The organism is Tsukamurella sp. NPDC003166 (assembly GCF_040611135.1).
Lineage (GTDB): Bacteria > Actinomycetota > Actinomycetes > Mycobacteriales > Mycobacteriaceae > Tsukamurella.
The window spans coordinates 15,377-36,982 of record NZ_JBEXNL010000005.1 but is presented as its reverse complement, the minus strand read 5'-3'; the positions used below and the strand labels follow the sequence as shown (position 1 = coordinate 36,982).

Below are 21,606 nucleotides of genomic sequence, written 5' to 3'. Positions count from 1 at the left end.
GGGACGTGGGCTAGAGGGTTCCCTTGGTCGACGGCACGCCGGTGACGCGCGGGTCGGGCTCGACGGCCGCGCGGAGGGCGCGGGCCACGGCCTTGAACTCGGCCTCGGTGATGTGGTGCGGATCGCGACCGTAGAGCACGCGCACGTGCAACGCGATGCGCGCGTTCATGGCGAGCGACTCGAAGACGTGGCGGTTGATCACCGTCGAGTACGGAACACCCGGGTAGCCGCCGATCACGGAACTGACCAGGTACTCCGGCTCCCCGGTGTGCACCGCGTAGGGGCGGCCGGAGACATCGACCGACGCGTGCGCCAGCGTCTCGTCCATGGGGATGAAGCAGTCGCCGAAGCGGCGGATGCCGCGCTTGTCACCCAGTGCCTCCGCGAACGCCTGGCCCAGCACGATCGCGGTGTCCTCCACCGTGTGATGCGCGTCGATCTCGATGTCGCCCTTGGCCTGCACGGTCAGGTCGAAGCTGCCGTGCTGGCCGAACGCCGTGAGCATGTGGTCGAAGAAGGGCACGCCCGTGGAGATCTCGGTGGTCCCGGTGCCGTCGAGGTTGAGCTCCACGACGATGGACGATTCGCGCGTCGTGCGCTCGATGCGGGCGATGCGGTCGGTCATGAGCGGTCTCCGTCGTTCTTCGGTGCCAGCTTCTCGCTGATCGCGAGGAAGGCGTCGTTCTCGTGGTCCAGTCCCACCGTGACCCGGAGGAACCCGGGGATGTGCATGTCGCGCACCAGGACTCCGCCGTCGAGGTAGGTGCGCCAGGCGGCGGCCTCGTCCGCGAAGCCACCGTAGAGGATGAAGTTCGCGTGCGAGGAGATGACCTCGTAACCCAACGCACGCAGCCGCGCAGCGATCCGGTCGCGCTCCGCCGAGAGGTGCGCGACGGAGGCGAGGGTCTCGGCGCGGTGGTCGATGGCGGCGATCGCGGCGGCCTGCGTGAACACGGACAGGTGGTACGGGAGGCGCACCAGCTGAATGGCGTCCACGATCGCGGGTGCCGCCACGAGGTACCCCACGCGGCCGCCCGCGAACGCGAAGGCCTTGCTCATGGTGCGGCTGACGATCAGCTTGTCGCCGAAGCGGTCGAGCAGGCGCACCGCGGACGGCCCGGAGCTGAACTCTCCGTACGCCTCGTCGACGATGACGATGCCCGGCGCCGCCTCGATCATGCGGATCAGATCGCCGGAGGCGATGAGGTGCCCGGTCGGGTTGTTGGGGTTCGTCAGGAACAGCACGTCGGGCCGCAGCTCGTCGATCGCGCCGACGGCGTAGTCGACGTCGAGGGAGAAGTCGGCGGTGCGCTTGCCCGGGATCCAGTGCGTATCGGTGCCGTCCGCGATGATCGGGTGCATCGAGTAGCTGGGCACGAAACCCATCGCGGTGCGACCGGGACCGCCGAACACCTGCAACACCTGCTGCAGGATCTCGTTGGAGCCGTTCGCCGCCCACAGGTTCTGCGGCCCGACGACGGTGCCCGTCCGCTCGGTCACGTACTCCGCCAACCGGTTCCGCAGCGCGGCCAGGTCGCGGTCGGGATACCGGTTCATCGCGGCGGCGGCCTCGGCGACGGCCTTAGCGATGTCCGCCACGAGCGCGGGGCTCGGCGCGTGCGGGTTCTCGTTGGTGTTCATCGCGGCGGCCACCGGCAGCTGCGGCGCCCCGTAGGGCTCCTTGCCGCGGAGCGTGTCGCGGATCGGCAGCTGGTCCAGCGTCACCGATTCGCCGGGCAGCGGGGTCACGCGTTCCCACCCTTCAACGACTCGAAGCGCAGCCGCACAGCCTCGCCGTGCGCGGGTAGGTCCTCGGAGTTCGCGAGGGTGATGACGGTGCCCGCGATGTCCTTGAGCGCGGCCTCGTCGTACTCGACGACGTGCACGCCCCGTAGGAAGGTCTGCACGGACAGGCCCGAGCTGTGCCGGGCGCAACCTGCGGTGGGCAGCACGTGGTTGCTGCCCGCGGCGTAGTCGCCGAGGCTCACCGGCGAGTGCGCCCCGACGAAGATCGCGCCGGCGGCACGGACCCGACCGGCGACCGCGTGCGCCTCCGCGGTCTGGATCTCGAGGTGCTCCGCGGCGTAGGCGTTGACCACGTCGAGGCCCTCGTCGATGCCGTCCACGAGGACGGTGCCGGACTGCGGGCCGCGCAGTGCGGTATTCACGCGCTCACGGTGGCGCGTGACCTCGAGCTGGGCGGACAGCGCCTCGTCGACGCGGTCGGCGAGCTCGGGCGACGTGGTGACCAGCACGGACGCGGCCATGACATCGTGCTCGGCCTGGCTGATGAGATCGGCCGCGACGTGCACCGGATCGGCGGTGTTGTCCGCGAGGATCGCGATCTCCGTGGGGCCCGCCTCCGCGTCGATGCCGACGAGACCGCGGCACAGCCGCTTGGCAGCGGTGACGTAGATGTTGCCGGGACCGGTGATGAGGTCGACGGGGGCGAGCTCGGCGCCGTCGAGATCCGTGCCGCCGTGCGCGGCCAGCGCGATGCCCTGCGCGCCGCCGGTGGCCCACACCTCGTCGACGCCGAGCAGCGCGCACGCGGCGAGGATCGTGGGGTGCGGCAGACCGTCGAAGTCCTTCTGCGCGGGCGAGAGCACCACGAGCGAGCCGACGCCGGCGATCTGGGCCGGCACGACGTTCATGACGACGGACGACGGATACACGGCGTTGCCGCCGGGGACGTACAGGCCGACACGGTCGACGGGGATCCACCGCTCGGTGACGGTACCGCCGGGCACCACCTCCGTCACGGTGTCGACGCGGCGCTGATCGGCGTGCACCTTCCGGACCCGCTCGATCGCGGTCTCCAACGCCGCACGGATCGCCGGATCCAGCTGCGCGAGCGAACGCTCCAGCGCCGCCGCGGGAACGCGGACCGTGGCCGGACGGACACCGTCGAACGTCGCGCCGAACTCGAGGGCGGCCTCGGCGCCGCGCTCCGCCACCGCGTCCACGATCGGGCGGACCTGCGGCACCACGGCGTCGACATCGACGCCACCGCGCGGCAGCGCGGCGCGCAACTCGGTGAGCGACGGGCGGCGACCGCGCAGGTCGAGACGGGTCAGCTGCAGATCAGGCATGACACCATTCTATGGGTCGAGCGCCAGCCCGTTTCCGCCCAGGGCACCGGGCGCTGCGGCGCCCGTCACAGCCGGGACCGACGGTCCGCGGATCACCTGACGGTCCGGTAAGTTGTCGGCCATGGCTGAGAGCAACCACGGCGACCAGGGACTGCTGTACTGGCTGGTCAAGCACGTCTCGGTGGGGCCGACGATCCGCGTGATCAACCGGCCGGTCGTCGAGGGGCTCGAGAACATCCCCGTCGACGGTCCGGCTCTGCTGGCAGGCAATCACCTGTCGATCGCGGACTGGCTGTTCGTGCCGCTGGTCGTGCCGCGCCGCATCTCCTACCTCGCCAAGAGCGACTACTTCACCGCGCCCGGTATCTCCGGGAAGCTGCAGAAGTTCTTCTACACGCAGACCGGGCAGGTGCCGATCGATCGCGCCGGTGGCGACGCCGCTACGGCGGCGCTGAACACCGCGAAGAAGCTCCTCGCCGAGGGGCGCCTCGTCGGCATGTACCCCGAGGGCACGCGCTCCCCCGACGGCCGGCTCTACCGGGGCCGCACGGGCCTGGTCCGGATCGCCTTCGAGGCGAATGTGCCGATCATCCCCGTCGGCGTCATCGGCACCGACAAGGTCTCGCCCCCCGGCCCCTTCAGCTGGCACGCCGAGCGCGTGCAGGTGCGATTCGCCAAGCCGATCGAGCCGATCGAGTACGACATCCCGTCGGATCCCGACGAGCGGCACGTCCTCGAACGCTCGGTCACCGACCGGCTCATGCAGGAGATCCAGGCGCTGACGGGTCAGGAGTACGTCGATGAGTACGCCAAGAAGTGGCGCCCGCAGTCCTGATCCAGCGCAGCGCGCCCGCGATCTCGCGGTACTGCGCCGGGTGCGGGACCGCATCGACCGGGAGTTCGCGCAGCCGCTGAACGTCGAGGAGCTCGCGCGGGGCGCGCACCTGTCGGCGGGGCACCTCAGTCGCGAGTTCCGCCGCGTCTACGGCGAATCGCCGTACTCGTACCTCATGACCCGCCGGATCGAGCGGGCGATGATGCTCATGCGGCGCGGCGATGTCTCCGTGACCGACGCCTGCTTCGCGGTGGGCTGCTCGTCGCTGGGGACCTTCAGCACCCGGTTCACCGAGCTCGTCGGGGTGTCGCCCAGCGTGTACAAGCGCGATCACAGTGCCGCCGCGGAGGGCATCCCCGCCTGCCTCGCGCGACAGGTGATGAGACCGGTCAGGAATCGAGAAGCGCCGCCCGCCGCGCCGCAATAGCGTGTGAGGCATGGACATCACGATCTCGCTCGCGTACCTGCCCCACACCGACGCGGAGGCCGCCCTCGGCTTCTACCGCGACACCCTCGGCTTCGAGGTCCGCAAGGACGTCGGCTACCAGGACATGCGGTGGCTCACCGTCGGACCGGTCGATCAGCCGCAGACCTCGATCCTGCTGCACCCGCCGGCCATGGACCCGGGCCTGACCGAGGACGAGAGGACCACCGTTCTCGACATCATCGCCAAGGGCGCCTACACGGCGATCACCCTCTCCACGGACGACCTGGACGCCCTGTTCGAGCGCGTGGCCGGTGCGGGAGCCGACGTGGTGCAGGAGCCCATGGATCAGGACTACGGCGTGCGGGACTGCGCGTTCCGTGATCCGGCGGGCAACCTGATCCGCATCAACCAGCTGTAGGACGACGCGGCCGCACCGCTTCCCCGCGCGGGGTCACATGCGCTGGCGCCATGCCCTGCCGGTTCGGTGCGACAGGTACATCTCGTAGAGGCTGTACACCCAGCGTGCATCCTGTAAAAGCCCAGTTCAGATGCCATGTCACGGGGGCGGGGTGTGCGCGAAAAGCATACCCCCTCGGTGTGGGAGTCCTTGCCACCCGGCGCTTCGCGCGCACGTCCTCACGTCTGGGCGGCACACGCGCCCACGCGTGGTCGCCGCGCTCCGGGCGTCGCGGCCGGTCACTATCCGAGCTCGCGATCGGTCGCTAGCCGAGCGTCGCGGTGTCGATCACGAAGCGGTACCGCACGTCCGAGGCGATCACCCGTTCGTAGGCCTCGTTGATCTGGTCCGCGGAGATCAGCTCGATCTCGGAGCCGATGCCGTGCTCGGCGCAGAAGTCGAGCATCTCCTGGGTCTGGGCGATGCCGCCGATCATCGAACCGGCGAAGCTGCGGCGGTTGCGGGTGAGGTCGAAGACGTTCACCGGGACCGGGTGCTCGGGCAGGCCGACCTCGACCAGGGTGCCGTCGACGGCGAGCATGCCGAAGTACTGGTGCATGTCGAGATTCGCCGACACCGTGTTGATGATGACGTCGAACGTGTTGCGCAGAACCTTGAAGGTCTCCGGATCGGACGTCGCGTAGTAGTGCGCGGCGCCGAGACGGAGCCCGTCCTCCATCTTCTTCAGCGACTGGCTGAGCACCGTGACCTCGGCGCCCATCGCGGCGGCAAGCTTGACGCCCATGTGCCCGAGGCCGCCGAGACCGATGATGGCGACCTTGGTGCCCGGCCCCACGTTCCAGTGCCGCAGCGGGCTGAACAGGGTGATCCCCGCGCACAGCAGCGGCGCGGCGGCCGCGTAGTCGATGCTCTCGGGCACCCTCAGCACGTAGTTCTCATCGACGACGATGCTCGTCGAGTAGCCGCCCTGCGTGGGCTGCCCGTCCCTGCCCTTGGCGTTGTAGGTGCCCACCATACCGCGCTCGCAGTACTGCTCCTCGCCGCGCAGGCACGCCGCGCACTCGCGGCACGAGTCGACGAAACAGCCGACCCCCACGCGGTCGCCGACGGCGAACTTCGTGACCTCGGAACCGACCGCGGTCACTTCACCGGCGATCTCGTGCCCCGGCACCACGGGGTACCGCGCCGGCCCCCACTCGCTGCGCACCGTGTGGATGTCACTGTGGCAGATCCCCGCGTAACGCACGGCGATCTGCACGTCGTGCGGGCCGGGATCGCGCCGCTCCACGGTCATCGACTGCAGCGGTTCGGTGGCGGACACGGCTCCATATGCGTTGACGATCATGGGTTCCATTGTGCGCTCTCCGAAGTACCGCCCGCCGGTGACCCTCACTACATGTCCAGCCCCAGGTCGAGAACCCGCACCGAGTGCGTGAGGGCACCGACGGCGAGGTAGTCCACGCCCGTCCGCGCGTAGTCCCTCGCGACGTCGAGGTGCAGCCCGCCGGAGGACTCGAGCTTGGTCCGCGGGGCGGTCTTGTTCCGGCGCTGCACCGCGGACTGCGTCATCCACAGCGGCATGTTGTCGAGCAGAACGAGATCGACGCCGAGCGCGAAGGCCTCGTCGAGCTGCTCGAGCGAGTCGACCTCGACCTCGAGCGGCACGCCGGGCGCGCGTCGCCGGACGGCTTCAACGGCGGCGGTTACCGAACCCGCCGCGACCACGTGGTTGTCCTTGATGAGTGCGGCGTCGCCGAGCCCCATCCGGTGGTTGACTCCCCCGCCGGCGCGGACCGCGTACTTCTGCAGCGCGCGCAGGCCCGGCAGCGTCTTGCGGCTGTCGCGGATCTTCGTCTCCGTGCCGTCGACCTCCTCGACCCAGGCCGCGGTCGCCGTCGCGATGCCCGACAGGTGCGTCAGCACGTTGAGCATCGTGCGCTCAGCGGTAAGCAGGGCGCGGGTCGGCGCCTCGATCGCCATCGCCACGTCGCCCGGGGCGATGACGGTGCCGTCGGCGATCTTCGCCGGCACCCGGTAGTTTCCTGGGCCGACCACCTCGTCGAGCACCCATTCCGCGACGGGGACGCCGGCCAGCACCCCGTGCTCGCGGCTGACCACCTTGGCGAGGGTCGTGGCACCGTCGGGCACCGTGGCCTCGCTGGTGACATCCGGGCCGTACCGGAGGTCCTCGTCGAGCGCGGTGCGGATGAGTCGCACCACCTCGGCGCGGTCGGGCTCGAGCGTCAGTTCCGTCATCGGGTCGCCTCCAGTGCCTCGGTCGGGGAATCCACGCGGGCCAGCGCCTGCGCCGCCATCAGTCGCGCGACGGCGGCGAGCACGCCGTCCTCGTGGTCGCGCGGGGTGGCCGCGGGCGCGTCGACGACGAAGCCCGGGTCGGCGAGCAGCACGCCGAGTTCCTCCAGGCCGTCGACGGTGCGCCGGACCCCGCAGAAGCGCGTCATCGCGTCCTGGAGCGCGGTCCGCTCCGCGCGCGCGGTCGACGGCGCGATCGGGTGCACGGCACCGTCGGGCAGCGCTGGGGCGACCTGCGCCGCGGACGCGACCCGCAGGCCCATGACCAGCGCCTCGAGCAGGCTGTTGGAGGCCAGACGGTTCGCGCCGTGCAGGCCGGTGTGCGCGACCTCGCCGGCGGCGTACAGGCCGGGCACGGTCGTCGCGCCCTGCAGGTCGGTGACCACGCCGCCGCACAGGTAGTGCGCGCCGGGGACCACGGGGATGAGGTCCGTCTGCGGATCGAGACCCGCGGCCCGGACCGCCTCGGTCACCGTCGGGAACCGTTGCGCGACATCGGGGATCATCGTGGCGTCGAGGTACACGCAGGGCGCACCGGTGCGTTCCATCGCGTCCGTCACGGCGCGGGCCACGACGTCGCGCGGCGCGAGATCGCCCATCGGATGCACGCCGGCCATGACGGCATCGCCGTTCGCGTCCTGCAGGTGCGCACCCTCGCCGCGGACCGCCTCCGAGATCAGCGGCCGCCGGCCGCGCGCGCCCGGCGTGTACAGCATCGTCGGGTGGAACTGGACGTACTCGAGCTCCCGGACGTCGGCGCCGACGGCGGCCGCGAGCGCGATGCCGTCGCCCGTCGCGCCGAGCGGATTCGTCGTGCTGGAGAACAGGTGCCCCGCGCCGCCCGTGGCGAGGAGCACCGTCCGGCCGAGGACATCGCCGTCGCGCGTGCGCACGCCGACGATCCGATCGCCGTTCGCGAGCAGGGCGTACGCCTGGCCGGGCCGCGCGGTCAGCGTCGCGCGGGTCTTCGCGGCAGCGGTCAGGGCGCGCTGGACCTCCGCGCCGGTGGCGTCGCCCCCGGCGTGAATGATGCGGGAGAGGCAGTGCCCACCCTCGCGGGTGCGCTTGAGTGTGCCGTCGGGGCGCCGGTCGAACTGCGCGCCCCAGGCGATGAGCCGGTCCACCGCGGCCGGACCGTCCGCCAGGATCGACCGGGCCGCAACGACATCCACGAGCGGGCCGCCGGCCGCGACGGTGTCCGCGACATGCCGCTCGACGGAGTCCGCCGGGTCGTGCACGTCCACGACCGCGATACCGCCCTGGGCGTACGCCGTCGAGGTCGACGGTGCGCCACCCACCGCGGGCTTGAACAGCACCGTCACCGTCAGGCCCGCGTCCGCCGCGGCGATCGCGGCCGTGAGCCCCGCGACGCCGGCGCCGACGACGAGCAGGTCGGCCGGCGGGGACGCAGCCACCCCGCGCTCCCCAGTTCCGGCGGTGGTAGTCATTCCCCGCCGCCGGGCTGCCCGATGCCGATCATGCGGGTCACGGCCTTGCGACCGGCGTCGGCCATCTCGGCATCCACGAAGACCTCGTCCTTGCCCTCGACCAGGCACCGCAGCAGAGCGGCCGGGGTGATCATCTTCATGTACTTGCACGACGCGCGGTCGTTGACGGCGCGGAAGTCCACCCCGGGCGCCGCCATGCGCAGCTGGTGCAGCATGCCGACCTCGGTGGCCACGAGGACCTCCTTCTTGCCGGTGGCGCGCGCCTCGTCGAGCATGCCGCCGGTGGAGAGGATCTTGACCCGGTCGTCCGGGACGGCGCCCTCGCCCGCCAGGTACAGCGCGGAGGTGGCGCAGCCGCACTCCGGGTGCACGTAGAGGTCGGCGTCCGGGTGGGCCTTGGCCTGCGCGGCGAGCTCGTCGCCGTTGATGCCGGCGTGCACATGGCACTCGCCCGCCCAGATGTGCATGTTCTGCCGACCCGTGACGCGCTTGACGTGCGCGCCGAGGAACTGGTCCGGCAGGAACAGGACCTCGGTGTCCGCCGGGATCGACTGCACCACCTCGACGGCGTTGCTGGACGTGCAGCAGATGTCCGTCAGCGCCTTCACCTCGGCGGTGGTGTTGACGTAGGAGACGACGACGGCATCCGGGTGCTCGTCCTTCCACTCCTGCAGCTCCACGGCCTTGATCGAGTCGGCGAGGGAGCAGCCGGCGCGCTGGTCCGGAATGAGGACCGACTTCTCCGGGCTGAGGATCTTCGCCGTCTCCGCCATGAAGTGGACGCCGCAGAAGACGATCGTCGACGTCGAGACATCGGCGGCGATGCGGGAGAGCGCCAGCGAGTCCCCGACGAAGTCGGCGACGTCCTGGATGGCGGGCAACTCGTAGTTGTGGGCGAGGATCGTGGCATCGCGGAGCTTCGCGAGCCGCTTGACCTCGGCGGCCCATTCCCGGTCGCCGTCGACGCCGGTGTACATGCCACCGTTCTCGACGATCCGGTCGTAGAGGGGCGAGCTGAATGCGGTGGCGGCGGACGTGGCTGTGGTCATCGCGGCGCCTCCCTTTCTGTCGGACTATTTATCGACCTATGATCGATATATGGCCGATGCTAGCACCGCTCCCCCGCACCGGGTCGCGCACGAGGTCCTCTCCGTTGTGTTCCGGGTCACACCCGGGATCGGGCAGACCGGCGCTGCGGGCACGCTCGAGGTCCTGCTGTGGCAGCGCGCGATGGCGCCGGACCAGGGCGCATGGTCACTCCCCGGCGGCCTGCTCGATCCGCGCGAGGACCTCCCCACGAGCGCACGCCGGCTGCTCGCGGAGAAGGTCGACCTCACCGAGGTCGCCCACCTCGAGCAGTTCGCCGAGTTCTCCGACCCCCACCGCGTACCCGCGAGCGACGACGCCGACCGCACCCTGGCGTCCGCCTTCCTCGGCCTCGTCCGATCCGGCACCGACCCGCGGCTCCCCGACGACACGACGTGGCACCCCGTCGAGGCCCTCCCGACGATGGCCTTCGACCATGCCGCGATGGTGCACCGGGCCCGCGCCCGCCTCGCGGCGCGGCTGTCCTACTCGAACATCGGCTTCGCGCTCGCGCCGCGGGCGTTCCCGGTCTCGCAGCTGCGGGACGTCTACGTCGCCGTGCTCGGCTACCCGGTCGACGCGACGAACCTGCTGCGCATCCTCTCGCGCCGATCGGTGATCACCGCGACCGGCGAGACGGGCCAGGCCACGCGCGGACGCCCGCCCGCGCTGTACCGGTTCACCGATTCGTACCTGCGCATCACCGACGAGTTCGCGACGCTGCGCCCGCCGGGCTGACGGTGCCCGCGCGCCGACCGCGCCCGCCCGTCGGTGCGCGGCGCACCGTCGGATCCACGGGGGTCAGGCGGACTTCCGGGCGGCCCGGGCCCGTTCCCGCTCCACGGCGCGCGCCCGACTCTCCTCGAACCGCACCACATCGGCCTCGAGCTTCTCCAGGTATCGGCCCAGCTCGTCGCGGTACTGCTCCCCCGCGGCCGACACATCCGTCCGGTCGAACAGCCCCCAGATCGTGAAGATCGGCTTGAGCACGTCGTCGAGGTGCTGACGGAGGTCGTAGATGCCGTGTTTGACCATGAGCACGCCGTTGCGGCGGAAGTCCGGCTTGCCCTCGCCGGGCATGACGAAATTGGTGGTCACCTTGACGATGGATTTCAGAACCTGGTCGGGCGAGATGTCGAGCGCCGCGGCCGTGAGGTTCCGGTAGAAGACCATGTGCAGGTTCTCGTCGGTGGCGATGCGCTTGAGCAGCGCGTCCGCGACCGGCTCGTTGCACACGCGCGCGGTCTGCCGGTGACTGACCCGCGTCGCGAGCTCCTGAATGGTCACGTACACGACCTGGTCCAGCACACCGCCGTAGTTCTCCGGCGCCTCGACACCGAGTTCCAGGTGCGTCATCCGGTCGCGCTCGAGCTTGACCGGGTCGACGGAGCGGGTCACCAGCAGGTAATCCCGCATCGCGATGCTGTGCCGGTTCTCCTCCGCGGTCCAGCGACCCACCCAGGTGCCCCAGGCACCGTCGAGGGAAAAGTTGTCGGCGATCGTACGGTGGTACGACGGGAGGTTGTCCTCGGTGAGGAGGTTGGTGATCATCGCGACGCGCGCGACCTCGGAGAGCGGGGACTGCCCGAGCTCCCAGTCCTCCCCGCCGAGCGCGGCGAAGTTGCGGCCGGCGGTGAACGGCACGTAGTCGTGCGGATTCCAGGGTTTGGCCACACGGAGGTGGCGGTTGATGTTGTTCTCCACCACGGGCTCGAGTTCGGTGAGCAGTTGCAGGTCGGTCAGTGTCGACATCGTCAGCGCCTCCGTCGGTCCGGACGATCCGATCGTAGGACGCCACCGGGCGACGGTGCAGCCGAACTTGCGGTACGAAAGCAACGACGACCACAGCGGCTCGCGAGGCCCGCCCGACGCCGGACGACGCGGTGCGCGAGAATTCCCGACGACCCAGACACCGGACCGGGGAGCGCCATGACCAGTACGTCCGAAAACTCGTCGGAGGACTCCTCCGCCCGGATCGCCACCGACGAGACCGGCGATGTCGCCCGCGGCCTGAGCATCGGTGCCGGCGCGGCCGTCCTGTTCCTCCTGTTGCGACTACTGGCCGTGGCGGACTGGAACTGGGACACCGCGACGGAGATCATGGCCGTGACCGACGTCAACGACGCGCTGACCATGTTCTTCGGGACGCTGATGGGTGACGCGGCTTTCACGGGCGCCCTGGTGGCGCTGCTCCTGCCCATCGTGCTGCTCAAGCTGGTGTGGCCGATCCGCGGTACTCGCACGGGCATCGTGGATACGAGCCTGACGCTGGCGCTGCTGATCGCCGCAGCTGTCGCCCTGTCGGCGACCTATCGGTACATCTGGGTGCCGATCAGCGCCGTGGTCGTCGGGCTCGCCGTCGTCGCGATGCGGCTGTTCTGGCGGCGCGGCGCGCTCCGCCGGTTCACGGAGTTCGTGTTCCGGCGGGCCACCCTGATCGCGGGGATCGGCCTGCTCGCGATCGCCGGGCTCGTCGAGACGCCGTGGGTACCGATCGAGGACGTCGTGACGACGACGGAGACCGTGCACGGCTACGTCCTCAAGGCCGAGCCGGGATTCCTGACGGTGCTCACCGAGCCGGACCGGCAGGTGCGGGTCCTCACCACCGCTGACGTGCGCGAACGGCGCTGAGCAGCCCCGGGAACATAATCGGACCACGGTCCGTTAAAGTTCTCGAAGGGCCCGACAGGGGCCCGAACGGGAAGGATCGACATGCAGTTCGGAATCTTCACCGTCGGAGACGTCACGACGGACCCGACGACCAGCACCACCGTCAGCGAGCACGATCGGATCCAGGCGATGACCGCGCTCGCGGTCAAGGCCGAGGAGGTGGGCCTCGACGTCTTCGCGACGGGCGAGCACCACAACCCGCCGTTCGTCCCCAGCTCCCCCACCACCATGCTCGGTTGGATCGCCGCCCGCACCGAGAACCTGCGCCTGAGCACCGCCACCACGCTGATCACCACCAACGACCCGGTGAAGATCGCCGAGGACTACGCGATGCTGCAGCACCTCGCGAACGGTCGCGTCGATCTCACACTGGGTCGCGGCAACACCGGCCCCGTCTACCCGTGGTTCGGCAAGGACATCCGCCAGGGCATCCCGCTGGCCATCGAGAACTACCACCTGCTCCGCCGGCTGTGGCGCGAGAGCGTCGTCGACTGGGAGGGCCAGTTCCGCACGCCCCTGCAGAGCTACACCTCGACGCCCGCACCCTTGGACGACACGCCTCCGTTCGTGTGGCACGGCTCGATCCGCTCGCCCGAGATCGCCGAGCAGGCCGCGTTCTACGGCGACGGCTTCTTCCACAACAACATCTTCTGGAACTCCGAGCACACCGAGCAGATGGTGCGGCTGTACCGGCAGCGCTTCGAGCACTACGGCCACGGTTCGGCGGACCAGGCGATCGTCGGCCTGGGCGGCCAGGTGTTCATGGCCGGGACCGAGGCCGAGGCCAAGCGTCGCTTCCGCCCCTACTTCGACAACGCGCCCGTGTACGGACACGGCCCGTCGCTGGAGGACTTCGAGAAGATGACCCCGCTGACCGTCGGCACACCCGAGCAGGTGATCGAGAAGACGCTCGGTTTCGCCGATTACGCCGGCGACTACCAGCGCCAGCTGTTCCTCGTCGACCACGCCGGCCTGCCGCTCGAGCAAGCGCTCGAACAGGTCGAGATCCTCGGCACCGAGGTGGTGCCGGTGCTGCGCAAGGAGTTCGAGCTGCGCCGCCCAGCCCACGTCCCGTCGGATCCGCCGACTCACGAGTCGCTCGTCGCGGCCGGTCCCGACTCGGCGCACCACGACGTGGTGCCGTCCGGCGCCCTGCTCGCGGGACAGGAGGCCTGACGATGCCGCGTTCCCTCGTCGTCGTCTCGGCCGGCGTGTCCGAGCCCTCGTCCACCCGCCTGCTCGCCGACCAGCTGGCCGACACCGTCCGGGCCGGCGTCTCGGCTCGCGGCGAAGCCCTGGACGTCACCGTCATCGAGGTCCGCGAGCTCGCTCGCGACCTCGCGACGGTGATGACCACGGGCGTCCCCACCCCCGCGCTGACCGCGGCGAAGGACGCGATCGCCGCGGCGGACGGCCTCATCGCCGTGACACCGGTGTTCACCGCGAGCTACAGCGGCCTGTTCAAGATGTTCTTCGACGCGCTCGACCCCGACTCCCTGACCGGGGTACCCGTGCTCATCGCCGCAACGGCCGGTACGGCGCGGCACTCGCTCGTGCTCGACCACGCGCTGCGGCCGCTGTTCGGCTACTTGCGCGCGCAGACCCTCCCGACCGGCGTGTTCGCCGCGACCGAGGACTTCGGCTCGTCCGAGCTGGCGACCCGGATCTCACGGGCCGGGGCTGAACTCGCCGGCGCCCTGGTCACGTCCGACGGTGCTGTGGCCGGCTTCGGCGGACCGTCGGATCTGGGAGCCCCACGGCGCTCCGGGAAGACCACCGATCTCGGACCCGTCACCGACTTCGCCGATCTGCTCCGCGGGCACACCGGCTAGCCGATCCGCCGGCAGCCGGCCGAACAGGGCGACCACGGCGCACCACAGCGCCGCGACACCCGGCCACACCAGGACCAGCACCCACGACGCGAGATCCGCGATCGTGCCACCGGAGTGGTCGGCCGGAGCGAGGAGGTTGGCACCGTCGAGACGGATCGACGGAGCTGCGGTGAAGTCGACCCCCGCCGCGCCGGGCCCCGTGAACCGGGCGTTCACGACGGCCTGGCCGAGCAGCACGGCGACCGCCACGCCGATCACCGCGGCCCCGAGGGTGATCCCGACCCCCCGCGGGGTCCGGCGTGCGCCGCGGAACAGCGCGGCACCGGTCAGCAGTCCGCCGACCGCGGACACCGCGACGAAGGCCGCGGTCGCGATGAAGAGGTTGTCCAGTTGATCCGTCCGGAAGGCCGGCTTGCCGGAAGTGAGGACGACGCCGCGCACGCCGGGCACCGTCGTCCCCCAGACGAGGGCGGCGGCGGCCCCGAGCACAGCGCCGACCACGATCGGCACCACGACGTGGGAGGTCGCGCTGGGCGCGGTTCGAGTAGCCATCGGGGTAAGCGTATCGACCGATCCTGTGTGGCCGGCGTCAGCGCTCGCGGCTCTTCGAGTCCAGCTCGCCGTGCCGGGAGCATCGGGCCGTCCAGCCGTCCGGGCTGACCTGCACGATCATCCGGCGCGCGCAGTAGGCGCAGTAGCGCGGCGGCTCGAGGCCGAGGAGCGCCGCGGCGAAGACGGGCGCCCCCTCGGCGAGCGGCTTGCCGGTGAACTCGTTGTACACCGGCTCCTTGCCGGGCGCGGCGGTCACGACCGTCACAGGGTCTCGTTCAGGGCCTTGATCGGCATCTTCAACTCGCCGAGCAGGTCGAGGTCGGTCTCGGCCGGACGGCCCAGCGTGGTGAGGTAGTTGCCGACGATGACGGCGTTGATGCCGCCGAGGATGCCCTTCTCAGCGCCGAGGTCGCCGAGCGTGATCTCGCGACCACCGGCGAAGCGCAGGATGGTGCGCGGCAGTGCCAGCCGGAAGGCGGCGATGGACCGCAGCGCCTCGTTCGGCTCGAGCACGTCCAGGTCGCCGAAGGGCGTGCCGGGGCGGGGGTTGAGGAAGTTGAGCGGCACCTCGTCGGGCTCGAGCTCGGCGAGGTTCGCGGCGAACTCGGCGCGCTGTTCGAGCGTCTCCCCCATGCCGAGGATGCCGCCGCAGCAGACCTCCATGCCGGCCTCGCGGACCATCTGCAGGGTGCCCCAGCGCTCCTCCCAGGAGTGCGTGGTCACGACCTTCGGGAAGTGCGAGCGCGAGGTCTCGAGGTTGTGGTTGTAGCGGTGCACACCCATGGCCTTGAGCTCGTCGACCTGCTCCTGGGTGAGCATGCCGAGGCTGCACGCGATCTGGATGTCGACCTCGTTGCGAATGGCCTCGATGCCGGCGGCGACCTGCGCCATGAGCCGCTTGTCCGGACCGCGGACGGCCGCGACGATGCAGAACTCCGTGGCGCCGGTCTTGGCGGTCTGCTTGGCCGCCTCAACCAGCGACGGGATGTCGATCCACGCCGAACGGACCGGGGACTCGAACAGGCCCGACTGGCTGCAGAAGTGGCAGTCCTCGGGGCAACCGCCGGTCTTGAGACTGATGATGCCCTCGACCTCGACCTCGGGACCGCACCACTTCATGCGCACCTCGTGCGCGAGCTGCAGCACCTCGTCGAGCTTGTCGTCGGGGAGCTGGAGCACGGCGAGCACCTGCTCCTGGCTCAGCCCCTCGCCGCGCTCGAGCACCTGCTCGCGCGCGACCTCGATGATGTCGGCCAGGACCCCGGTCATGTGCACTCCCTCGTCGGCTGTGATCGTTCGGCTGTGGTCTGCGACACCGCGGCGCCGCTGCTACCGAGCACTGTACAGCGTTCAATTCATGAACGGTGTTCAAGGGCTCCGCGCGGCGTCATCCGAGCCCGGCGAGCCACGCCGCGTCGAACCAGGAACGCGCCGTTGCGGCGAAGACCTCGGCCGGGAGGGCGACGGCACCGTCGGGAATCCGGCCGACGATCGGCACGCCGGTGACCTCGGGGAGATCGACGAGGTTGCACCGCTCGGCCAGGCCCGGCGCCTCTGGCCACCGGGAGAGCACGACCCCCGCGCAGACGACCCCGGCGACGGCGAGCGCGCGGACGGTCAGTTCGGTGTGGTTGAGCGTGCCGAGGGCGGGATCGGCGACGACGACGACGGGCGCCCCGAGATCGGCTGCGAGGTCGGCGAGCGTGAACGGCGTTCGATTCCGGTCGAGCCCCAACCGGACGAGGACGCCGCCCGCCCCCTCGACGAGCACGGTCCCCGCCGCGCGGCGCACCACCGCCTCCGCCTCCGCGCGGTCGAGCGGCGGCAGCCCCGCCCGACGGGCCGCGGTCAGCGGCGCGAGGGGCTCGGGGAACCGCAGATGCTCGACGGTGATCACTCCCGGGGCCAGGCGAGCGACCTCGGCGACATCGCTGAGCTGGCCGTCCTCGTCGCGGTCGGCGCCGGCCGCGAAACCGGTCTGCGCAGGTTTGACGACGGTGACGGGCCCGCTCGGGAGCAGCGCCGCGGCCAGCGCCGCCGTGACGACGGTCTTGCCGACGCCGGTGGACGTGCCGGTGACGCCGAGGATCACGCGACGGCCCCGCGGATCGCCGCGACGGCCGTCGCGACCTCGGCGTCCGTGAGGTCGGCGCGCACGGTGATGCGCAGCCGCGAGGTGCCCTCGGGCACCGACGGGGGCCGGAAGCAGCCGACGTGCACGCCCTGCGCGGCACAGGCGTCGCGCGCCGCGACCGCGCGCTCCGGCTCGCCGAGAACGAGCGAGACGACGGCGGAGGTCGGCTCGGGCGCCCCGATCCCGGAGGCGACCGCACGGGCGCGATCGAGGACGCGGCCCGCGAGGGCGGGGTCCGCCCGCAGCTCGGCGAGGGCGGCATCGGCGGCGGCGACGGCGGCGGGCGCCAGCCCCGTGTCGAAGATGAAGGGCCGCGCCGCGTCGATGAGGTGTGCGCGCACCCGCTCGGGACCGAGGACGACGCCGCCCTGGGATCCGAGCGCCTTGGACATGGTGGCCGTGACGACCAGGTCGGGCGCGCCGGCGAGGCCGAGTTCGTGCACCAGGCCGCGCCCGCCGGCGCCGCGGACACCGAGCCCGTGCGCCTCGTCGACCACGAGGGCGGCGCCGTACGCCCGGGCCGCGGCATGCAGGTCGGCGACGGGGGCGAGAACTCCATCGGCGCTGTAGACGGAGTCGGTGAGCACGATCGCCCGCTCCTCGACGCGGCCCGCGAGCGCCTCCCGAACGGCGTTCACGTCGCCGCGCGGAGTCACCACCACCCGGGCCCGGGAGAGCCGGCAGGCGTCGACGAGGGAGGCGTGCGAGCCGCCGTCGGAGACGACGAGCGCGCCCCGTCCGGCGAGCGCGGTGACGACCCCGAGGTTCGCCAGGTAGCCCGACGAGAAGCACAGGGCGGCCTCGGCGCCGAGGAAGTCGGCCAGGTTCTGCTCGAACTGCTCGTGCAGCTCGGTGGTGCCCGTGACCAGCCGCGAGCCGGTGGCGCCCGCGCCCCAGAGGCGGAGCGCGTCGGTGGCGGCGTCGAGGACGCGCGGGTGCCGGCTCAAGCCGAGGTAGTCGTTCGACGCCAGATCGAGGTCGGGCTCGCCGGGCCGGCGCGCACGCAACGACCGCCGGAGACCCGCCTCGGTGCGGTCGGCGGCGTAGCCGTCGAGCCATCCGAGCGCATCGACTTGAACACCCCGGCGAGCCGGGAGTTGAACACCGTTCATGCGCTCACTGTAGCGCCGCGCGCACGGCGGCCGACACCCCTCCACAGATCGCGGCCACATCCGCCGGCGTGCTGATGAACGGCGGCATCGTGTAGACCAGGTCGCGGAAGGGGCGCAGCCACACACCGGCGGCGACGCATCCGTCGGTCGCGGCGGCCATGTCGACGGGCCGGTCGAGCTGCACGACGCCGATCGCGCCGAGGACCCGGACGTCCACGACACCGGGCAGCTCGCGCAGTGGCGCGAGTCCGTCGCGCAGTCCCCGTTCGATCTCGGCGACCCGCGCGGCCCAGTCCTGCGCGAGCAGCAGCTCGGTGCTGGCGACGGCGATGGCGCAGGCCAGCGGGTTCCCCATGAAGGTGGGGCCGTGCATGAGCGCACCCTGATCGGAGTTCGAGATGGTGAGCGCGACCTCGTCGGTGCAGAGCATCGCGGCCAGCGTGAGGTAGCCGCCGGTCAGGGCCTTGCCGACGCACAGGATGTCCGGCGTGATCCCGGCGGCGTCGCAGGCGAAGAGCGTGCCGGTGCGGCCGAAGCCGGTGGCGATCTCGTCGCAGATGAGCAGGACCCCGTGCCGCCGGGTGATCTCGCGCAGCGCCGCGACGTACGCGGGCGGGTGGAAGCGCATGCCGCCGGCGCCCTGCACGACGGGCTCGATGATCACCGCGGCCAGCTCGTGCGCATGCTCGCCCACGAGGCGATCCAGCTCGGCGACGTAGGCCTCGTCGTACTCCGCGGGCGGCGCCGGCGCGAAGACCTGCGTCGCCAGGACGTCCGACCACAGGGAGTGCATGCCTCCGTCGGGGTCGCACACGCTCATCGGCGTGAAGGTGTCGCCGTGGTAGCCGCCGCGCCAGGTGAGCAGGCGGTTGCGGCCGGTGACGCCCCGGGCGCGCCAGTACTGCAGAGCGGTCTTGACGGCGACCTCGATGGAGACGGAGCCGCTGTCGGCGAGGAACACGCGGTCCAGCCCGTCCGGCGTGATCCGCACCAGGAGCTCGCCGAGCCGCGCGGCGCTCTCGTGGGTGAGCCCGCCGAACATGACGTGCGACATCGTCTCGAGTTGCGCCTTCGCCGCAGCGTCGAGCACCGGGTTGCGGTAGCCGTGGATCGCGGACCACCAGGAGCTCATCCCGTCGATGACCTGCGATCCGTCGCCGAGAGTCAGGCGCACCCCCTTCGCCGAGGTCACCACCCGGGCCCCGGAGCCGCCGACCGCGCTGTACGGGTGCCAGAGGGTGCGGGCGTCCAGGGCGAGGATCTCATCGGGCGTCATGTCGGGCCACCATAGCCGCGTTACTCTGGCCGGGTGCACGGCACGAGCGGGTTGGGCCCGAAGGAACGTCGGGTGGGTTCGACCTACCGCCTGCAGCTCTCCCCTGCCTTCACCTTCGACGATGCCGCAGCTCAGGTGCCCTACCTGGCCGACCTCGGCGTGACCCACCTGTACCTGTCGCCGGTGCTGGAAGCGGTGCGCGGTTCCACGCACGGCTACGACGTCGTCGATCCGACGACGGTGCGCGGTGAGCTGGGCGGCCGCAAGGGCCTCGAGCGACTCGCGGACTCGGCGCACGTCGACGGTCTCGGGCTCGTGATCGACATCGTGCCGAACCACCTCGGCGTGGGCCGCCCGGAGCAGAACCCGTGGTGGTGGGATGTGCTGCGCCTCGGCCGTCAGTCCGCGTACGCGCACTTCTTCGACATCGACTGGGACCCGCGCAACGGGGCCGGGGGCAAGCTCGCGATCCCGGTCCTGGCCTCCGAGGAGGACGCGGCGGCGCTCACCGTCGACCGTGCGGGGCCCGAGCCCGTGCTCCGGTACCACGACCGCACGTTCCCGATCGGCCGCGACGTGGGCGGCCTCGACGCGCAGCGACTGCACTACGCGCAGCCCTACCGGCTCGTGCCCTGGCGGTCCCCGGTGCGCTCCTACCGGCGGTTCTTCACGGTCGACGACCTGGCCGGCGTCCGCGTGGAGGACCCCGAGGTGTTCGCCGCGACGCACGCCGAGATCGGCTCCTGGTTCGCGGACGGGATCGCCGACGGCCTGCGCGTGGACCACCCCGACGGCCTGGCCGATCCGATCGGCTACCTGCGCCGGCTGCGCGAACTCGTCGGGCCCGACGCATGGATCGTGATCGAGAAGATCCTCGCGCCGGACGAGCCGCTCGATCCGGGCCTCCCGGTCGCCGGAACCACGGGCTACGACGCGCTCCGAGAGCTCGGCCACGCTCTGCTCGACCCCGCCGGGGAGCCGGGCATGACGGACCTCCACGCGCGCTGGACCGGGGACGACGGTGCCGTGCGGTGGAACTCCAACTCGGTCCTGCGGATCCGCGACGGGCTCGCCGCTCGCGACCTGCGCCCCGAGTTCCTCCGGCTGGCCCGGTCGGTCCGTGAGGAGACCGGTACGTCCGTCCCGATCGACGCCCTCGCCGACGCCGCGCTCGCGTGGATGAACGAGATCCCGTACTACCGCGACGACTACCCGGTGCTGCACGTCCCCGCCGCGAACCTGCGGACCTACGCGCACTATCAGGCGTCCTTCGCCGAGGCCGTGCCGGGGCAGGCGACCGCGACCGAGGCCGTGACGGCCGCTCGCTCCCTCGGCCGCGACAGCGCGCACCGGTTCGCCCAGCTCACCGGCGCGCTCACGGCCAAGTCGCTCGAGGACACCTCCTTCTATCGCGCCGCCCGGCTGCTCTCCCTGCAGGAGGTGGGCGGCGCACCGTCGGACTTCGGACCCGAGGATCCGCACCCGGCCCTGTCCCGCCGCGCCGCCGAGTGGCCCGCGGCCATGACCACCCTGTCGACGCACGACACCAAGCGCGGCGAGGACGTGCGGGCGCGGATCGGCGTACTCAGCCAGTGCGCCGACGATTGGGCCGCGGCGGTCGACCGCTGGCTCCCGCAGCTGCCCTCCGCCCCGGACCCCGTGACGGGCCTGTTCCTGCTCCAGACGGTGTTCGGGGTTTTGCCCGACGACGGCGCGGTCGCCGACGACCTGCGGGGCCGACTGCACGCGTACGCCGAGAAGGCGATGCGCGAGGGCCGGATCGGCACCTCCTGGACCGCGCCCGACGGTGCCTTCGAGGCCGCCGGGCACGCCTTCCTCGACGCGGTGCTCGACGGTCCGATCGGCACGGAGATGGCGGAGCTGGTCGCCGGACTCGCGCCGCACGGTCGATCCGACTCGCTCGCGCAGAAGCTGCTGCAGCTCGCCGGGCCGGGTGTGCCAGACGTCTACCAGGGCACGGAGCGCTGGGCGGACTCGCTCGTGGACCCGGACAACCGCCGCCCCGTCGACTGGACGGCACTCCGGGACGGTTCGCACCCGAAGCACGCAGTCGTGCGCGCGGCACTACGACTGCGCAGGGAGCGCCCGGACAGCTTCGTCGGCGGGTCCTATGCGCCGCTCCACGCGGACGGCCCCGCCGCCGATCACCTGCTCGGGTTCCTCCGCGGACCGCAGGACGGGTCGCCCGACGTCGCCGCCCTCGCGACGCGTCGCTCGCTGGTCCTCGACCGCGCCGGGGGCTGGCACGGCACCCGCGTGGACCTCGGCGGGGGCGAGTGGACGGACCGCCTCACGGGGAACGTCTTCGCAGGTCGGACGCTACTCACCGAGGTTCTCCTCGAACATCCTGTCGCCCTGCTGGTGCGCGAGTAGAAAACTTGTCAGTGGGT

The 21,606-nt window shown here is 71.5% G+C and carries 21 protein-coding genes; 8 read left to right on the top strand and 13 right to left on the bottom strand.

Annotated features, from left to right (window positions below):
• Positions 1-10: 10 nt before the first annotated feature.
• The 3 genes from hisB to hisD are packed head-to-tail and all read right to left on the bottom strand — an operon-like array spanning position 11 to position 3,092.
• Positions 11-625, bottom strand: coding sequence for an imidazoleglycerol-phosphate dehydratase HisB (gene hisB, locus ABZX10_RS07745; protein ID WP_168544017.1), 615 nt, complete (start codon positions 623-625; stop codon positions 11-13).
• Positions 622-1,749 (bottom strand): histidinol-phosphate transaminase, encoded by a 1,128-nt coding sequence (locus ABZX10_RS07740; protein WP_355536789.1) that lies wholly within the window; start codon positions 1,747-1,749, stop codon positions 622-624. Before ABZX10_RS07740 ends, hisB begins: the two co-directional genes overlap by 4 nt.
• Entirely contained in the window at positions 1,746-3,092 is a 1,347-nt protein-coding gene (gene hisD, locus ABZX10_RS07735) for a histidinol dehydrogenase (RefSeq protein WP_355536786.1), read from the bottom strand. The genes ABZX10_RS07740 and hisD overlap by 4 nt, the downstream gene beginning before the upstream one ends.
• Before the next feature lie 121 nt (positions 3,093-3,213).
• Between hisD and ABZX10_RS07730 the strand changes: the two genes are divergently transcribed.
• Genes ABZX10_RS07730 through ABZX10_RS07720 form a run of 3 tightly spaced genes read left to right on the top strand, consistent with a single transcriptional unit; the run spans position 3,214 to position 4,772 of the window.
• Positions 3,214-3,927: a lysophospholipid acyltransferase family protein gene (locus tag ABZX10_RS07730; protein ID WP_355536783.1), complete on the top strand. Its 714-nt coding sequence runs from the start codon at positions 3,214-3,216 to the stop codon at positions 3,925-3,927.
• Positions 3,893-4,354: a helix-turn-helix transcriptional regulator gene (locus ABZX10_RS07725; RefSeq protein WP_355536780.1), complete on the top strand. Its 462-nt coding sequence runs from the start codon at positions 3,893-3,895 to the stop codon at positions 4,352-4,354. Before ABZX10_RS07730 ends, ABZX10_RS07725 begins: the two co-directional genes overlap by 35 nt.
• 10 nt (positions 4,355-4,364) lie before the next feature.
• On the top strand, positions 4,365-4,772 hold the full coding sequence (locus ABZX10_RS07720; protein ID WP_355536777.1) for a VOC family protein: 408 nt from the start codon (positions 4,365-4,367) through the stop codon (positions 4,770-4,772).
• Positions 4,773-5,076: 304 nt separating this feature from the next.
• Here ABZX10_RS07720 and ABZX10_RS07715 read toward each other — a convergent pair whose 3' ends face one another.
• The 4 genes from ABZX10_RS07715 to nadA are packed head-to-tail and all read right to left on the bottom strand — an operon-like array spanning position 5,077 to position 9,582.
• Complete coding sequence (locus ABZX10_RS07715; RefSeq protein WP_355536774.1) at positions 5,077-6,126, bottom strand: NAD(P)-dependent alcohol dehydrogenase; 1,050 nt, start codon at positions 6,124-6,126, stop codon at positions 5,077-5,079.
• A 38-nt stretch (positions 6,127-6,164) separates the two neighbouring features.
• Entirely contained in the window at positions 6,165-7,028 is an 864-nt protein-coding gene (gene nadC / locus ABZX10_RS07710) for a carboxylating nicotinate-nucleotide diphosphorylase (RefSeq protein WP_355536771.1), read from the bottom strand.
• A complete protein-coding gene (gene nadB / locus ABZX10_RS07705; protein WP_355536768.1) occupies positions 7,025-8,533 on the bottom strand; it encodes an L-aspartate oxidase in 1,509 nt (502 codons plus the stop codon). Before nadB ends, nadC begins: the two co-directional genes overlap by 4 nt.
• Positions 8,530-9,582: a quinolinate synthase NadA gene (nadA, locus tag ABZX10_RS07700; RefSeq protein ID WP_355536765.1), complete on the bottom strand. Its 1,053-nt coding sequence runs from the start codon at positions 9,580-9,582 to the stop codon at positions 8,530-8,532. Before nadA ends, nadB begins: the two co-directional genes overlap by 4 nt.
• A gap of 49 nt (positions 9,583-9,631) precedes the next feature.
• On the opposite strand from nadA, the gene ABZX10_RS07695 reads away from it, so the two are divergent.
• Positions 9,632-10,357: an NUDIX domain-containing protein gene (locus ABZX10_RS07695; protein ID WP_355536762.1), complete on the top strand. Its 726-nt coding sequence runs from the start codon at positions 9,632-9,634 to the stop codon at positions 10,355-10,357.
• A gap of 63 nt (positions 10,358-10,420) precedes the next feature.
• Here the strand turns inward: ABZX10_RS07695 and ABZX10_RS07690 are convergent, their stop codons facing one another.
• The gene (locus ABZX10_RS07690; protein WP_355536759.1) at positions 10,421-11,371 is read right to left on the bottom strand and encodes an acyl-ACP desaturase; all 951 of its coding nucleotides are present in this window, start codon (positions 11,369-11,371) and stop codon (positions 10,421-10,423) included.
• A 177-nt stretch (positions 11,372-11,548) separates the two neighbouring features.
• Here ABZX10_RS07690 and ABZX10_RS07685 point away from each other — a divergent pair, with 177 nt between their 5' ends.
• From ABZX10_RS07685 to ABZX10_RS07675, 3 genes are all read left to right on the top strand, one after another.
• The gene (locus ABZX10_RS07685; protein ID WP_355536756.1) at positions 11,549-12,250 is read left to right on the top strand and encodes a hypothetical protein; all 702 of its coding nucleotides are present in this window, start codon (positions 11,549-11,551) and stop codon (positions 12,248-12,250) included.
• Between the two features lie 81 nt (positions 12,251-12,331).
• Entirely contained in the window at positions 12,332-13,465 is a 1,134-nt protein-coding gene (locus ABZX10_RS07680; RefSeq protein ID WP_355536753.1) for an LLM class flavin-dependent oxidoreductase, read from the top strand.
• A gap of 2 nt (positions 13,466-13,467) precedes the next feature.
• Positions 13,468-14,121, top strand: a complete 654-nt coding sequence (locus tag ABZX10_RS07675; protein ID WP_355536750.1) for an FMN reductase — start codon at positions 13,468-13,470, stop codon at positions 14,119-14,121.
• Between the two features lie 589 nt (positions 14,122-14,710).
• On the opposite strand, the gene ABZX10_RS07670 is transcribed toward ABZX10_RS07675, so the two are convergent.
• From ABZX10_RS07670 to ABZX10_RS07650, 5 genes are all read right to left on the bottom strand, one after another.
• On the bottom strand, positions 14,711-14,902 hold the full coding sequence (locus tag ABZX10_RS07670; protein ID WP_068569920.1) for a hypothetical protein: 192 nt from the start codon (positions 14,900-14,902) through the stop codon (positions 14,711-14,713).
• A gap of 32 nt (positions 14,903-14,934) precedes the next feature.
• Positions 14,935-15,942, bottom strand: coding sequence for a biotin synthase BioB (bioB, locus tag ABZX10_RS07665; RefSeq protein ID WP_355536747.1), 1,008 nt, complete (start codon positions 15,940-15,942; stop codon positions 14,935-14,937).
• A 118-nt stretch (positions 15,943-16,060) separates the two neighbouring features.
• Positions 16,061-16,765 carry a dethiobiotin synthase gene (gene bioD, locus ABZX10_RS07660; protein ID WP_355536744.1) on the bottom strand — a complete coding sequence of 235 codons (705 nt, stop codon included), beginning with the start codon at positions 16,763-16,765 and terminating at the stop codon, positions 16,061-16,063.
• Positions 16,762-17,919 (bottom strand): 8-amino-7-oxononanoate synthase, encoded by a 1,158-nt coding sequence (locus ABZX10_RS07655; RefSeq protein WP_355536741.1) that lies wholly within the window; start codon positions 17,917-17,919, stop codon positions 16,762-16,764. Before ABZX10_RS07655 ends, bioD begins: the two co-directional genes overlap by 4 nt.
• Before the next feature lie 4 nt (positions 17,920-17,923).
• Positions 17,924-19,195, bottom strand: coding sequence for an adenosylmethionine--8-amino-7-oxononanoate transaminase (locus ABZX10_RS07650; protein WP_355536738.1), 1,272 nt, complete (start codon positions 19,193-19,195; stop codon positions 17,924-17,926).
• Positions 19,196-19,267: 72 nt separating this feature from the next.
• Here ABZX10_RS07650 and treY point away from each other — a divergent pair, with 72 nt between their 5' ends.
• Entirely contained in the window at positions 19,268-21,589 is a 2,322-nt protein-coding gene (gene treY / locus ABZX10_RS07645) for a malto-oligosyltrehalose synthase (RefSeq protein ID WP_355536735.1), read from the top strand.
• The last annotated feature ends 17 nt before the right edge of the window (positions 21,590-21,606 follow it).

Coding starts and splice junctions, on each gene's coding strand:
- ABZX10_RS07690 (WP_355536759.1), bottom strand. CDS start 11,371: ATGTCGACACTGACCGACCTGCAACTGCTCACCGAACTCGAGCCCGTG.
- ABZX10_RS07715 (WP_355536774.1), bottom strand. CDS start 6,126: ATGGAACCCATGATCGTCAACGCATATGGAGCCGTGTCCGCCACCGAA.
- ABZX10_RS07695 (WP_355536762.1), top strand. CDS start 9,632: ATGGCCGATGCTAGCACCGCTCCCCCGCACCGGGTCGCGCACGAGGTC.
- ABZX10_RS07680 (WP_355536753.1), top strand. CDS start 12,332: ATGCAGTTCGGAATCTTCACCGTCGGAGACGTCACGACGGACCCGACG.
- ABZX10_RS07730 (WP_355536783.1), top strand. CDS start 3,214: ATGGCTGAGAGCAACCACGGCGACCAGGGACTGCTGTACTGGCTGGTC.
- ABZX10_RS07675 (WP_355536750.1), top strand. CDS start 13,468: ATGCCGCGTTCCCTCGTCGTCGTCTCGGCCGGCGTGTCCGAGCCCTCG.
- hisB (WP_168544017.1), bottom strand. CDS start 625: ATGACCGACCGCATCGCCCGCATCGAGCGCACGACGCGCGAATCGTCC.
- ABZX10_RS07720 (WP_355536777.1), top strand. CDS start 4,365: ATGGACATCACGATCTCGCTCGCGTACCTGCCCCACACCGACGCGGAG.
- nadA (WP_355536765.1), bottom strand. CDS start 9,582: ATGACCACAGCCACGTCCGCCGCCACCGCATTCAGCTCGCCCCTCTAC.
- ABZX10_RS07685 (WP_355536756.1), top strand. CDS start 11,549: ATGACCAGTACGTCCGAAAACTCGTCGGAGGACTCCTCCGCCCGGATC.
- ABZX10_RS07650 (WP_355536738.1), bottom strand. CDS start 19,195: ATGACGCCCGATGAGATCCTCGCCCTGGACGCCCGCACCCTCTGGCAC.
- hisD (WP_355536786.1), bottom strand. CDS start 3,092: ATGCCTGATCTGCAGCTGACCCGTCTCGACCTGCGCGGTCGCCGCCCG.
- nadC (WP_355536771.1), bottom strand. CDS start 7,028: ATGACGGAACTGACGCTCGAGCCCGACCGCGCCGAGGTGGTGCGACTC.
- nadB (WP_355536768.1), bottom strand. CDS start 8,533: ATGACTACCACCGCCGGAACTGGGGAGCGCGGGGTGGCTGCGTCCCCG.
- ABZX10_RS07725 (WP_355536780.1), top strand. CDS start 3,893: ATGAGTACGCCAAGAAGTGGCGCCCGCAGTCCTGATCCAGCGCAGCGC.
- ABZX10_RS07655 (WP_355536741.1), bottom strand. CDS start 17,919: ATGAACGGTGTTCAACTCCCGGCTCGCCGGGGTGTTCAAGTCGATGCG.
- bioB (WP_355536747.1), bottom strand. CDS start 15,942: ATGACCGGGGTCCTGGCCGACATCATCGAGGTCGCGCGCGAGCAGGTG.